The organism is Anaerostipes faecis, from assembly GCF_910574135.1.
GTDB classification, from domain to species: domain Bacteria; phylum Bacillota; class Clostridia; order Lachnospirales; family Lachnospiraceae; genus Anaerostipes; species Anaerostipes hominis.
The window spans coordinates 12,935-26,479 of sequence record NZ_CAJSYK010000014.1 but is presented as its reverse complement, the minus strand read 5'-3'; the positions used below and the strand labels follow the sequence as shown (position 1 = coordinate 26,479).

The following is a 13,545-nucleotide window of genomic DNA, read 5'->3' as shown; positions in this document are numbered from 1 at the left end:
TGACTGCCTGTCTGCAAGTTTATTTCTTTGTTCTTCTCCAAAGTCCGCATGCCAGCCCCGCTTCTGAAACTGTACATAAAATCAAAAGATACCCTTTTCCCCCGTCGCTCGTCTCTGCGATAGTTCTCTCTACTTTCTTCTTTTCAGGTACCTCTCTGTATCCCCATGTATTCCCGCTCTCCCGGTCTGTTGTCTCCGTTTTTTCTGAAGTGTTTTCACTGTCAGCCGGATCTTCTTCCGGTGTGATCTCCCATTTTGCTCTTAAAACTATATTCTGATGGACCGGCATGTTAAAATCCCATAGTACTTCTCTGCCATCATCATCTGTAACATACCATCCTTTGAATGTATAGCCTTCTCTTACAGGGTCCTTTGGCTCTACTGCTGTCTTTCCGCCTTCAATGATCTGGTCCCGCGGAGCATTTTCGCCGCCGTTGGGATCAAAACTTACCACATGGCTTCCTGTCAATGTTACTTTGACTGAGGCACTGCCTCCCTCTATTACAAATGTGAAATCAAAAGTTCCTGTCTTTCCTGCTGCCTTAGCCTCATTGATTATCTGAAGCTGCTTTTCGTCAACGCACAGGTCTGCATTGTCGCCATATTGATCTTTGCCCTTTGCCTCACATAAATCAATCATATCTTTTACGGCAAGCTGTTCTCCTCCTGTTTCCAAAACCACATCATTGGCGCCGATAAACGGATTGATATTTTCTTTGCCGTAATCTGCGCTGTCACTGCCTCTCTGACGCAGAAAAACGGTAATCTTCACATCTGTTCCCTCCGGCGTCCGGAACGTAAGCGGATATCCCCCAATCTCACCTGCTATTTTAGCATCATTGATACATTTAACTTCTTCCAAATCCGCAAATCCAATGTCTTTTAAAGCAATCTTCTGACCCGTGTTATCCTCTGCTTTTACCCTGGAAATCTCTTTCAGCTGTTCCTCTGTAAATGCCTCTCCTCCGGTTTTGCTTATGATATTTTTAGCCTTGATAATCTCCCCATTGTCAGGATTCTCTTCGGCTTCATCAAACGTACCGTTTAACGTAACCCTGACCGTAACAGAAACACCGTCCGGAGCCGAAAAAGTAAGATCAAAAATTCCGGATTTTCCATCTGCCTTCGTCTTGTTAATCTTCTGCACTTGTTCCTGATCAAGCTGAAAATCTTTCAGTTCTATATTATTTCCTTCCTTCTTAGCCTGATTGACCGCACTAAGCTGGCTTTCATCATCCAGAAGCAATTTCTGGTCATCTATAGTATTTCCGTTTTTGTCTTTTGCAGTGACTTTCGCCAGAGTCGTGATCTGTTCCCGGCTGAATCCCTCTCCGCCTGTCCTGCTGATGACATGATTTGCGCCGATCTGTTCTTTTGTTGCAGAATCAATACTGTTGCTGTCCCTGAATGGTCCAAAATATACTTGTGTGAAAAAGTTTCCCACCGAAAAAGAACTCTCCGCTGCAAACGGGGTGTTCTCTGTAAATATAAAGTCCGTCAGAGATGTCCCATCCTGTACGTATCCCTGATAACCGGTTTCCGGTGCAGCCGTAATCCCTGATACCTTTCCGTTTCCTGCCGCAGATCCTATTCCAGGCATTTTTGACTTAGAATCGCCGATGGCTGTCACAACTGTATCTCCTCCGCTGATACGGATATTGCGTGTGATCATAGAATCACCAGGATCTCCCATGGAAGCGCCGATTCCCGGGGCATTTTCTCCTCCCCGGGCTTTGACAACCCCTCCGCTGATGTAAACTCCATCGACTTTGGTCCCATATCCTGATCCGATGCCGGAACCATGGCTTGTCCCTATGGCTTCTACATTTCCTCCCTTGATATAAATATCTTTGGCATAACATGATGAAACATAATGTTCCGTCCAGCAGGCAGCCCCGATCGCCGGGCAGTGTTCACCTCCAAGAGCTGTGACATTACCTCCCTCGATCGTAAAATTACAAAAACCGGATTCCTTTGGATTCGTTCGGTTCTTTATGCTGTTTCCCAAAGCTCCCACATGATATCCTACGCCTTGTACCGTGATACTTCCGCAGGCTGCATCGCATTTGTGCCCTTTTTGTCCGCTGTTTACACACCTCAGTGTAAGACTTCCATCCATGCCGTCCTTTGTAAGCGCATTGCTCTGTTCTTTTGTACAATATAGGCGGTTTTTTCCAACCAACGTAATAGTCACATCTGCATGAGAAACATTCAGACTATCCGTTGTGGCACAGGAAATGTCTGAATTTTCAAATGTTAGCTCTGTCTTCACTTTAGGCTCAACGACAATATTGTATTTTGTAGTCTTCCCGGTGATCCGGTATCCCTGCGGATTCAGGGCACCGCTGTCAGCCGGAGTATCGCCTACCAGAGCACCGGTGGCAGTGATCCTGATATTCCCTCTGCTTACATCCAGAAGAACCTGCCCGTCCTTTGCTTTCTTTACTGCATGCTTTCTCTGTTTTCCTGATTTCTCCTCAGTTTTCAATTCGGATTCATCTTTAAACGATTCCTTCAGCTCCGGTATTTCCTCCGTGTTCGCTGCTTCTTTTGTTTTTGTCTGTTCCGGTTCCCGGGTTAATTGATGTACTTCAGTTCCGTAAATACCCCCTCCCGGATTTTCCAGACATTTCCTGATCTTCTGCTCTCAAAATCGTTCCGGCTCCGGTTCCCACAGCCAGAATCAGTGCGGCCGCCACGATCCGTCTTTCCCATGGTTTCTTCATTCTTTCTCATCCTTTCCATTGCCTTTCAGCGCGCTCTTTCGGGCAATAAATAAATTTTGTCTCTATAAGAACCTTGTCCTCAAAAAAGGGTTAGATAAAGATTGATTTTTTAAAAAGAAGCATGGACCCAGGAGAAAGAAAGGTCCATGCTTCTTACTATGCAGATCAATACTTAACAATTCATTTTAAGCCAGGTATTGGAGGGTTTGGCTTTAAGTATATCTTTTGATTGTTTTTATTTTTAGGAGTTTCAGTGGCATAAATCTGCATTGATCTATATTTAAGTACGTAAAACGCACGTACTTACTGCGTTGGAATTTACCACAGATTGCGGTAAATTTCTTTGACATCTTCTGCAGTGATGTCTTTTCTTGTGTTGGACGGGCTTCCGCTGTCCATGGCGTCATTTGCCATCTTATCAATCACGTTAAAGAATTCTTCCTTGTCGATTCCGTATTCTTCTAAGGAAGGAGTCTCTAATTCATCACAGATATCCACAACCGCCTGAAGGAATTTCTCACTGGCAGCCTTGTCAGAGTCTGTCTCCTCTGCCGCATTTATGGCTTTTCCAAGCTCTCCGAAGCGGTCATATGCACCGTCTAATGCATAAACAAAACATTCTTTCAAGAGCATTGCGTTGGACAGTCCATGGGCAACATGGAACATAGCACCGATCGGACGGCTCATTCCGTGAACCAGAGTAACGGACGCATTGTTGAATGCAATTCCCGCTTCCAGCGCGGCAATGGACATCTGCTCTCTCGCCTCAACATTCTTTCCGTCTTTGAATGCGGCAGGAAGATACTTGAAAATTCTTTTGATCGCAGAAAGCGCAAATGTATCGGATAATGGCTGTGCCAGCTTTGATGTATAAGCCTCTGCCGCATGAGTCAGGGCGTCAAGTCCTGTAGCCGCAGTGATCTTAGGAGGTGCAGTCATTGTAAACTGAGGATCGATGATGGCAAGATCCGGCATTAAAACAGCGCCTTTGAGCAGCATCTTGATATCATTTTTTGTATCTGTGATGATGGTAAACTGAGTTGCCTCAGAACCTGTACCCGCTGTGGTAGGAATGGCAACAAGTGTCGGTGTTTCCTCTGTGATCACTTTTCCCATGTAATCAGAAATCTGTCCGCCGCTGGTTACCAGTGCACCGATCGCTTTCATAGAGTCAATCGGGCTGCCGCCTCCAAGAGCGACAATAAAGTCACATCCTTCTTCTTTATAAAGATTAAGGCCCTCTTCGATCATTGTGTCGGTCGGCTCACCGTTGATCTCACTGTAGATCACATATTCAATGTTCTGGTTTTTTAAAGCAGTTTCTACTTTTGCTGCGTTTCCAAGCTCGACCATCACCTTATCTGTAACAATCAGCGCCTTTTTGCCGAGAGTTCCTAATTTTCCTTCTGCCATATCGAGTGCGCCTTCGCCAGTATAAATCTGGCCCGGCGCGATAAATTCTCTTGCCATATTCTTATCCTCCTATGCTTTCTGATATTTTTCTGTTTAAAATTCCGCATCATGAAGCCATACGTAGCGCTCATCTTCATTTCTGTCTGTCTGGAGCCACGGATTTCCGTCGAGATGGCGGATCATCCAGCAGGTATACATCTGGTATCCCGGAGCAACTGCCTGGGGATGGAGTTCTCCTCCCGGAATCGCCGAAAAGCTTCCGTCTGTGCTCCTGAATACCTGGTCACCCACAAAGCTCGCCCCGAATCCTTCCGGATGGTCAAACAGGAAGTAATAAGTTTCCGGCTGCGGATGTCTGTGAGGAAGATATCCTGACCAGTTCCCGCGGTCATTTAAAACCTCACCCAATACCATGTTAGAGTATGGCGCAATGTCATGGTCAAAGATGGTATTGACACGGCGTTTCGCAACATTTCCGAACTTTCCTACGCAGGAATATCCCCAAGGAGCATCTTCCGGCGCATACAGTTTACTCTCAAATGTCTGGTCATTCATTGTGGACTGTACCAAGATTTCAGAGTCTGCTTTTGCTTCCACTATGACTTTGGCTCCTGTACAGATATGAACTGCCCAAGGTCCTTCTGTAAACACATCTTTTCTTGTAACTTCTTTGGAAGTTTCATCAAATGAGAAAACTACATCTCCTTTCAGCAGGAGGACCGCCGTCTCTTCCCCTGCCCTGCAGAAGGTCTTCACATCCCCCGCATTTAAGCGGAAGACGCGAATATCCATCAGCATTTCTTTATATTCATTATCGTATGTTGTTAAAACTTTTTCCCCGTTTGCATCAAATTCAGGATAGCCGAATACCTTTCCCATTATCATACCTCTTTTCTAATACTGTCTTGCGTTTGCACGGCCTTCTAATACTCCTTCACATGCTTTTCGCACGCTTTCTTTCTCAGAAGTTGTTGCAATGCCTACATTCCACCAGGATTTATAACCATCTGTCATCGTCTTAGGGATTACCTTTAAGTCGATCAGAGTCGCAACATCCTGTTTCTTTGCGTCGATCAGCGCCTCTTCCAGTTCTTTGATCGTTCTTACACTGTATGTCTTGAGTCCGTATCCCTCTCCGACTTTTGCATAGTCAACCGGGATCAGATCCCCTTTGATTTCATTTTTTTCGTCGCGGTATCTGAACTCTGTCGCAAGACTTCCCACACCATGGTTCATTTGAAGGTTGTTGATACATCCGAATCCGCAGTTGTCAAACACGAGGATATTGATCTTCTGTTTTTCCTGCATTGCCGTCATGATCTCACTGTGCAGCATCTGGAAGCTGGCATCTCCGACGACCACATAGGATTCGTGCTCAGGCTCTGCCATCTTCACTCCGAGAGCGCCTGCCACTTCGTATCCCATGCAGGAGTAACCATATTCAGCATGGTATCCGCCCCGTTTGTCCGTAGTCCAGATCCTCTGCATACAGCTCGGCAGACTTCCCCCTGCTGTCACAATATTAGCGTCTTCATCAATGACCTCACGGATTTTGCACAGTGCGGCAGTCTGAGTGATAAGTCCCCCTGTAAGTTTTACGTATTCAGGAATCGTACGCGGATCTCTCGCTTTGATCTCCGGCTCAAAGTTATCTCCTGTATACTCAATATTCGCAAGGCGGTCCATTTCTTTATCCCAGGCTGCCTTTGCGTCCTGGATCTCTGTTGTGTAAGCAGACTTGTATCCTTCCTCTTTTAGTCTGGCAGAAAGAGCTTCCACTGTCACTTTCGCGTCTCCGACAGCTTTCACTGCATCCATTTTATATGCATGGTATTTATTGTTGTTGATCGTCACTATTTTCACATCAGGATTTTTGAACTGTCCTTTGGATCCTGTTGTAAAGTCTGAAAGCCTGGTTCCCACTGCAATGACCACATCAGCTTCATCAGCGATGGTATTGGCAGCCAGGGTTCCTGTTACACCAATTCCTCCTAAGCAGTAAGGGTGGCTTGACTTGCAGGCGCTTTTTCCTGCCTGGCTCTCTCCGAACGGAATGTTAAAGTCTTCGCAGAATTTTTCTACAGCTTCTCCTGCCTCAGAATACTTCACGCCTCCGCCTACGATCACTAACGGATTCTTTGCTTCTTTAATAATATTAACAAGGTCCTCGATCTCTTCTTTTACTGCGCAGGGTCTTGTGATCCTATGTACACGTTTTTCAAACAGGTAGTCAGGGAAATCATAAGATTCTCCTTCTACGTCCTGGGAAAGTGCGATGCAGACGGCACCTGTCTCTGACGGGTCTGTGAGAACACGCATTGCGTTTACCATAGCTGTCATCAGCTGTTCCGGACGGATGATTCTGTCCCAATATTTACAGACCGGTTTGAATGCATCATTTGTTGTTATTGAAAGGCTGTCGCTTTTCTCTAACTGCTGAAGCACCGGGTCCGGCTGTCTTGTGGCGAATGTATCGGCAGGCAGGACCAAAAGCGGGATATTATTGACGGTTGCCGTAGCCGCTGCTGTCACCATGTTTGCTGCTCCAGGTCCTACGGAAGACGCACATGGTATGATTTTTCTTCTATTGTTCTGTTTTGCATAAGCTGTTGCAACATGGCACATTCCCTGCTCATTTCGCCCCTGGAGAACTTTTAAACTTCCCGGGTTGGTGTCCAGGGCTTCTCCCAATCCAACGGCAATGCCGTGTCCGAAGATGGTAAAGATGCCTTCTACAAATTTTGTTTCTTCCCCGTCAAATTCCACATACTGATTGTCAAGGAACTTCACAAGAGCCTGTGCTACTGTCATTCTGGCTGTACTCATTTTCATATCCTCCTATACTCTCGCAATCATTTCGCCGTATTTTTCTTTTGTCTCTCGGATAAAATCTTTGACTTCCTGAGGGTTTGGAAGCTCTTCTGAACAGGAATGGCTTCTCACCATCATAGCCGCTTCCGCGCTTCCGAATTCCAGACACTCGATCATATCCCATCCTTCAAAGACTCCATATAAGAATCCGGATGCATAGCCGTCTCCGCCTCCGAAGCCTTTTAATGCCTCAACCGGGAACGGTTTGATTGAATAGTCATTTCCGTCATTGGTATATGCTGTAGATCCCTTCTTACCGTGCTTGATGACAACGATCTTTGCATTCTCATTGTTCCATGCCTGTGCAGATTCTTTGTCTGATCTGCCCGGTTTTATCAGTTTTTCTGTCAGGTCAAATTCTTCTCTGGATCCCATAATAATATCTGCCTCTCTGGCTACTAAAGAGTAGTAGATTGAGATTTCATCAGAATTTTTCCAGTTGTATTCTCTATAGTCAATATCGAAGATGATCTTTGTATCATTTTTCTTAGCAAGCATCACTGCTTTTAACACCGCTTCTCTGGACGGGCTCTGCGCCAATGCAGTTCCGGAAACCAAGATTGCTTTCGTGTTCTTTATGTATTCTTCGTCGATGTCATCCACAGATAACTGCAAGTCTGCGATACAGTTGCGGTACATTAAGATACTGCTTTCCTCTCTGGAGAGGATTTCTGTAAAGGTGAGTCCAAGTTTTTCTCCGTTGGTACATTTTGAAATATGGGATGTATCGATTCCTTCTTTATCAAAAAAATCTACTACGTACTCTCCGAACTGGTCGTCGGACACTTTTCCGATAAATCCTGCTTTCTTTCCGTGTCTCGTGATCCCCACCGCGATGTTTGCAGGTGATCCTCCCACATACTTCTTAAATGTGGTGCACTCGGATAACGGATGGAAATAGTCTACCGGATTAAAGTCGATGGCTACCCTTCCGATAAGCACTAAATCCATTGGTCTTGTCTGGTCAAATTCAACATACTTCATAACTTTCACCTCAGTTTTGTTTTCCACGCTCACTGCGTGTTATTTGCGTGTTTTATTGTTTTATTCACTCTTTTAAAATGCGTTTTGTGTGCTTTTCTTTATGTGTTTATATTATCACGCACGCTATTTGTGTGCAAGCACTTTTTATAAAAAAGATTGTTTTTGCTACATTTCACAAATGTATACACGCTTCTTGAGTATTATTGCACAATTATATAGCACGCATAAGCACGCAAAAATACAAAAAAAGAGGATTGAAACACTATGATTCTATGTTTCAATCCTTATTCAACTATGGCAAAATAACACCTTCTCTTGTTAAGCTGTCATCTTCAGCAGACTCTGCGGCCATGTTCCACATATTCCAACGTAAATTTTTTAGCACGATTGGAGGAGCCCATTTCAAAACGTGACGAAAATAGTAATAAAAAACTGTCGTTGAATCGTTCTGTTTGTTTAATGGATACTTATCCAGTAGATATTAAGTCCATTTTCCACATGATTGGAGTGAGGCATTCTAAGAGCCGAACGGAAATCATGTGGAAAATGTCATACATTATATTTATTTTTTATCTTTATATCTGTATAGATATGGTCCGTCTCCGGCATCTGTCCTTTTTGGATCATGTTATACAGAAGATTCGGAGGCCGGTATCCCTGTTCGTATCCTTCCTGATCAATCAAAAAATCATACCGGTCTTCTTTCAGTGCTTTCGTATTTTTCGGCGTGGCGTCATACACTATGACATAAGGGCGTTTCTCAAGTTTCAGTTTCTCGAAAGCCAGACACACCCCGGCCTGCCCGCCGGATGCCACAAAGACACCGGAAAGATCCGGGGCGATCGCCATCGTATTCTCAATGATCTTCTGCACTTCCCTCGTCTCGTCAAAACTGCTCTGGACTCCGAGCAGTTCCATGTCAGGATATGCATTCTTAATCTCCTGTACGAATCCCTCCACACGCAGGCTGTTTACACTGTTAGTGAAAAACCCTGTGATCACAAGGACCTTCCCTTTTCCCCGTGTCAGCATTCCCATGAGTCCCGCGGCAGTACGGCCGCTTTTTTTGTTATCCAGGCCTACAAAGCAAGATCGTTTTGTGCCAACGATATCTGAGTTGAATGTTACTACCGGAATTTCTTTTTCTTCCATCAAGCGGTTCAGCCGTTCTCTCACATACTCTGACTGCACCGGCATGATCGCAAGGCCGTCGATCCCTTTTGATTCCAACTCATCAATCGCTTCCATCTGAGCCTCTTCATCTACTGATTCTATATCCTTTAATAAAAGTTCCACTCCTAAATATTCAAGTTCTCTCCCCGCATCCCGGATTCCCTCTTTGACCGGAATCATAAAAGAAGCCTCGGAGAGCTGGGTGATAACTCCGATTTTTATATGTTTGTCCGGATTCTGCGTGTTCTTTTTAGACTTTCTGTTGGAATGGTAGTCCAGTTCTTTGGCAATCGCCAGAATCCGCTCCGCCACTTCCGGCTTAATCCTGCCCCTGTTATTCAGCGCCCGGTCCACAGTACCACGGGAGACTCCGGCACGTTCTGCAATTTCTTTGATTGTTCCTGCCATGTGCTTTCCTCGCTTTTTCTTTTTATTTGACACATTGCACGCATTTGTTTTATTATAACCGCGCATTTCTCAAAAGTAAAGCAATATCCCCATTCGGGCATTGCAAATGTGTCATAAAGGGATTATAATTTGAGTATATTGACAATAATAATCAAGTATAGAAAGGGGTTTTTATATGAATCAAGCAGCAATGTTTCAACTGAGCTACGGTTTGTTTGTACTGTCAGCAAAAGACGGAGACAAGGACAACGGCTGTATCGTCAACACAGTCCAGCAGGTCACGACCACACCGAACCGCATTTCCGTAGCAGTCAATAAAGGCAATTACACTCATGATATGATCCGGGACACCGGTTCCTTTAATATATCCATCCTGTCCGAGGAGGTTCCCTTTGATATTTTTAAGCATTTCGGATTCCAGAGCGGCAGGGATGTTGACAAGCTGAAGGATTTCTCCGGCTATGACCGTTCATCAGGCGGCATCATTTATTTAAGCCAATATGCAAACGCGTTTCTCAGCGCTTCTGTGGCAGAGACGGTTGATCTGGGCACACACACAATGTTTATCGCCGATGTCACAGACGGAGAAGTCTTATCAAATGTACCTTCTGTTACTTACGCATATTATCATAAGAATATCAAACCCCAGCCGCAGGAAACAAAGAAAACCGGCTGGCGCTGTAAAATCTGCGGATATATCTATGAGGGCGAAGAACTCCCCGCCAATTTTATATGTCCGATCTGCAAACACGGCGCTTCTGATTTTGAACGAATCTAGCTGGAATAGGGTTTCTCTCACAATAAAATACCTCTAAAGCGGACACGGCAGACAGCCAAAACTACTTTAGAGGTATTTTTATATCTTAATACAGTGTACACGAATATATTCTCGACTGCCGGAATGATTATAACCGGCTCATTCATTAGCATGAAACGCACTTCAATTATTCAAAACCAAGACTTCAATTGCCTTGGCCACTCCGTCACTGTTGTGATCGTCAGTTATATAATCGGCAATCTCTTTCATCTCATCACTGCCGTTTTCCATGACAACCCCGATCCCTGCCGCCTCGATCATCTGATAATCATTTTCCGCATCGCCGCAGGCCATAATATTTTCTTTCTTTAAGTCCAGGTGCTCCATCAGATGGGCCAGCGCATCACCCTTATTGCAGGAATGAAGGGAAATCTCCAAGTTATTCTTCAGGGAAGCCACAACAGCATATAAACCACATTCTGTCAGCTCCTTCCTCGCCTTTGCCCGTTCTTCCTGGTCTTCAAAAAACAGCGTCATTTTTTCTGAAGTTCCGCCTTCCTTTTGGATAAATTCTTTTAAATCCTCTACCGGCGTCCTGGAGGCACGGATCATCTCCTCGGAATACTCTCCCAGGTGAAATGATTCCAGCCTGTCCAGCTCTTCTTTATAACAGTATACCTTTCCATCCTTTGCTATGCTCCGGAAAGCATGGTACGGTTTGACCGCTTCCAAAAGCTTGAGGATCTGATCTGTGTCAAACTGGTTTTTGTAAATCGATCTCTGTTCGTGTAAATCATAAACCCTGGCCCCATTGCTCAGAATGCAGTATCTTAATCTCTTAAGATCCGTCAGCTCCTTCGGAAGCCCATTCACTGACCGTCCGGTTGCCGGGACGATCTGGATCCCTCGGTCCATTGCTGCTTCTAATACTTTTACTGTCTTTTGTGTCACTTCCTTCCGGCTGGTCAGAAGTGTCCCGTCCATATCCATGGCGATCAGTTTAATTTCTTGTTCTTTCATCCCGTCCCCCACTGTTCCTTTCAGCATGTTTTATACCCTTACATTCTTGTACTTCACGCGTTAAGGTTGCTTGTTTCTGCTTTATTATACCTCAGAAAAAATGTCAGGAAAAGACCTCCTTGATGATAAAAGTATGGACTAAAGTTATTAGCATTAAACTTTATCACAACTTACCACTTGCTTCTTTTCAATTTACTCATAATATACTATAATAAAACAAAGCTTTTATTTTTATGGCCAGACTGGGCCTAAATTTGAATAAACGAGAGGGAGTTTTCATATGCGTACAAAACGAATCGATGAAATAGAACAGTATATCACAAAAGAAAAGTCGGTTTCCTTGGATACCTTATGCGAGGTTTTCCAGGTCTCCAAAAATACGATCCGAAGAGACATTGACACGCTTGCAAAAGCAGGAAAAATAAAAAAAGTGTACGGAGGAGTCACATTAAATGACACTCTTCCGTCGAAAAAGCTGCTTCCTTTTGCAGAACGCCACGAAAAGTTCGTAGAAGAAAAGAAGGCCATCTGCCGCCTTGCAGCCGATCATATTGAAGATGATGACATTATCTATATCGACACTGGTACAACCTGCCACAATATTGTGGATTATATTTCAGAGAAACGCTGCACCATCATCACCAACAGCCTGCAGGTTTCCCTGAAAGCCCTTCCTTATAAGAATCTGACCGTTATTTCCCTTCCAGGCTATTTAAAAAGGGAAACCCTCTCCTTTGTGGATACAAAGATTTCTGAGTATCTTAAGGCTTTTAATATCGGCAAAGCCTTTATGGCATGCACCGGCCTTTCCATTGAAAACGGCCTGACAAACGCGTCTGAGGAGGAATACCGGGTAAAGGAAGCCGTCGTCTCCAACAGCATGCAGCGATATGTGCTGGCAGACCACTCAAAATTCGGCATCTTTTCTCTGATGACTTACTGCCCGCTGGAAAAGATCAATTATATCCTTACGGACCAGCTTCCCCAGGAAGAGTATACAGATTTCTGCCGTTCCAATTCCATTACAGTGGAAACCATTGATTAAAGGTCCTGTATCAAGTAGTCAAGGACAGCGCCGGACAAAACCGGCTCTGTCCTTTTTTATCATAGTTAGAAATAATTTCTCCTATCAACAACCAAATAAAAATAGTCTGGAAGAGATCATAAACCGCGTTGTAGATCATCTTATACCTTATCGCGCAAAGCGCGTTCACCCGAAGGATATAAAATGCGGGATGCCCTTTTGGGTATACCTTATCGCGCAAAGCGCGCCTACCCGAAGGGTATAAAATTCGGGATGCCCTTTTGGGTATACCTTCCCAGTCATTACCATAATATTGATATGTCAGAAAAAGAGCAGGGCTAATGACCATATTCCCTGCTCTTCGCTCGTCAATTTAACTAAATACTGTCTTCATAATAGACATCACTTATAATTATCTGTGTTTTTCAATATATGACAAAATAACATCTGCCGCTTCTTCAAAACTGATCTTCCCCATGTTCAAAGCAAGGTCATAGTTTGTCACATCGCCCCACTTCTGTCCCGTGTAATAATTGTAGTAGGATTCTCTAGTCTTATCTTCCTTTTTGATGTCAGCCATAGGTACTTCCCGTTCCTCGGCTTCTGAAAGACGCTTCTGTCTGAATTCATCATCTGCATATAGATAAACAGATGTGACATTATCAAAATCTTTTAGGATGTAGTCAGCGCATCTTCCGAGGAAGACGCCGGATCCATAGCCTGCCAGCTTCTGTATGATCTTTCCCTGTTCTTTGTACATCTGGTTATACACTGGAATATGACCGGGAGTTCCCATCATGACACTCAGGCCTTCCATATACTTAGAGCTCTTCTTGTAGTTCAGCTCCTCCATGGCCTGCTCATCCAGGGAGTCAAATCCAATCTTGTCTGCCGCAATGTATAAAATCTCTCTATTGTAATACCATACCCCAAGTCTGTCTGCCAAAATCCGCGCTACTTCGGTTCCGCCGCTTCCATGCTGACGGCTGATCGTGATCAATGTTTTTTTCATTTTTCGATTCCTTTCTGATTTACTTTTGCGGGTATACCCGAAAGGGCATACCATAAGATACCCAGCTTATTTATGACTTATCACTATTATTGCTCTTGATTTTCTGTTTTCGCTCTCATTATACTCAATTAGTCCCCAGAATACTATAGTAAATTTT

11 protein-coding genes are annotated in these 13,545 nt (G+C 44.3%); 2 read left to right on the top strand and 9 right to left on the bottom strand.

Annotated features, from left to right (window positions below; genetic code table 11):
- Nucleotides 1-19 precede the first annotated feature (19 nt).
- The 7 genes from QGT46_RS10550 to QGT46_RS10520 form a co-directional block, all read right to left on the bottom strand.
- A complete protein-coding gene (locus QGT46_RS10550) occupies nt 20-2,488 on the bottom strand; it encodes an InlB B-repeat-containing protein (protein ID WP_148458858.1) in 2,469 nt (822 codons plus the stop codon).
- A gap of 103 nt (nt 2,489-2,591) precedes the next feature.
- Nucleotides 2,592-2,726, bottom strand: a complete 135-nt coding sequence (locus QGT46_RS10545; protein WP_256129239.1) for a hypothetical protein — start codon at nt 2,724-2,726, stop codon at nt 2,592-2,594.
- Between the two features lie 318 nt (nt 2,727-3,044).
- Nucleotides 3,045-4,196, bottom strand: coding sequence for an iron-containing alcohol dehydrogenase (locus QGT46_RS10540; RefSeq protein WP_148458859.1), 1,152 nt, complete (start codon nt 4,194-4,196; stop codon nt 3,045-3,047).
- Nucleotides 4,197-4,232: 36 nt separating this feature from the next.
- Nucleotides 4,233-5,018 (bottom strand): 5-deoxy-glucuronate isomerase, encoded by a 786-nt coding sequence (locus tag QGT46_RS10535; protein ID WP_148458860.1) that lies wholly within the window; start codon nt 5,016-5,018, stop codon nt 4,233-4,235.
- A 15-nt stretch (nt 5,019-5,033) separates the two neighbouring features.
- Nucleotides 5,034-6,971, bottom strand: a complete 1,938-nt coding sequence (iolD, locus tag QGT46_RS10530) for a 3D-(3,5/4)-trihydroxycyclohexane-1,2-dione acylhydrolase (decyclizing) (RefSeq protein ID WP_118476451.1) — start codon at nt 6,969-6,971, stop codon at nt 5,034-5,036.
- A gap of 6 nt (nt 6,972-6,977) precedes the next feature.
- Nucleotides 6,978-7,994, bottom strand: a complete 1,017-nt coding sequence (gene iolC / locus QGT46_RS10525; protein WP_039947039.1) for a 5-dehydro-2-deoxygluconokinase — start codon at nt 7,992-7,994, stop codon at nt 6,978-6,980.
- 549 nt (nt 7,995-8,543) lie between these two features.
- Nucleotides 8,544-9,575 (bottom strand): LacI family DNA-binding transcriptional regulator, encoded by a 1,032-nt coding sequence (locus QGT46_RS10520; protein WP_118476453.1) that lies wholly within the window; start codon nt 9,573-9,575, stop codon nt 8,544-8,546.
- Nucleotides 9,576-9,750: 175 nt separating this feature from the next.
- On the opposite strand from QGT46_RS10520, the gene QGT46_RS10515 reads away from it, so the two are divergent.
- Nucleotides 9,751-10,353: a flavin reductase gene (locus QGT46_RS10515; RefSeq protein ID WP_148458861.1), complete on the top strand. Its 603-nt coding sequence runs from the start codon at nt 9,751-9,753 to the stop codon at nt 10,351-10,353.
- A gap of 162 nt (nt 10,354-10,515) precedes the next feature.
- On the opposite strand, the gene QGT46_RS10510 is transcribed toward QGT46_RS10515, so the two are convergent.
- A complete protein-coding gene (locus QGT46_RS10510; protein WP_148458862.1) occupies nt 10,516-11,352 on the bottom strand; it encodes an HAD family hydrolase in 837 nt (278 codons plus the stop codon).
- Between the two features lie 280 nt (nt 11,353-11,632).
- Here QGT46_RS10510 and QGT46_RS10505 point away from each other — a divergent pair, with 280 nt between their 5' ends.
- Nucleotides 11,633-12,397 (top strand): DeoR/GlpR family DNA-binding transcription regulator, encoded by a 765-nt coding sequence (locus tag QGT46_RS10505; protein WP_148458863.1) that lies wholly within the window; start codon nt 11,633-11,635, stop codon nt 12,395-12,397.
- A 391-nt stretch (nt 12,398-12,788) separates the two neighbouring features.
- On the opposite strand, the gene QGT46_RS10500 is transcribed toward QGT46_RS10505, so the two are convergent.
- Entirely contained in the window at nt 12,789-13,388 is a 600-nt protein-coding gene (locus QGT46_RS10500; RefSeq protein WP_148458864.1) for an AAA family ATPase, read from the bottom strand.
- Between the last annotated feature and the right edge of the window lie 157 nt (nt 13,389-13,545).

What these genes read in the sequence shown, in the direction of transcription:
- QGT46_RS10545 (WP_256129239.1), bottom strand. Translation starts at nt 2,726, where the DNA reads ATGAAGAAACCATGGGAAAGACGGATCGTGGCGGCCGCACTGATTCTG.
- QGT46_RS10540 (WP_148458859.1), bottom strand. Translation starts at nt 4,196, where the DNA reads ATGGCAAGAGAATTTATCGCGCCGGGCCAGATTTATACTGGCGAAGGC.
- QGT46_RS10535 (WP_148458860.1), bottom strand. Translation starts at nt 5,018, where the DNA reads ATGGGAAAGGTATTCGGCTATCCTGAATTTGATGCAAACGGGGAAAAA.
- iolD (WP_118476451.1), bottom strand. Translation starts at nt 6,971, where the DNA reads ATGAAAATGAGTACAGCCAGAATGACAGTAGCACAGGCTCTTGTGAAG.
- iolC (WP_039947039.1), bottom strand. Translation starts at nt 7,994, where the DNA reads ATGAAGTATGTTGAATTTGACCAGACAAGACCAATGGATTTAGTGCTT.
- QGT46_RS10520 (WP_118476453.1), bottom strand. Translation starts at nt 9,575, where the DNA reads ATGGCAGGAACAATCAAAGAAATTGCAGAACGTGCCGGAGTCTCCCGT.
- QGT46_RS10515 (WP_148458861.1), top strand. Translation starts at nt 9,751, where the DNA reads ATGAATCAAGCAGCAATGTTTCAACTGAGCTACGGTTTGTTTGTACTG.
- QGT46_RS10510 (WP_148458862.1), bottom strand. Translation starts at nt 11,352, where the DNA reads ATGAAAGAACAAGAAATTAAACTGATCGCCATGGATATGGACGGGACA.
- QGT46_RS10505 (WP_148458863.1), top strand. Translation starts at nt 11,633, where the DNA reads ATGCGTACAAAACGAATCGATGAAATAGAACAGTATATCACAAAAGAA.
- QGT46_RS10500 (WP_148458864.1), bottom strand. Translation starts at nt 13,388, where the DNA reads ATGAAAAAAACATTGATCACGATCAGCCGTCAGCATGGAAGCGGCGGA.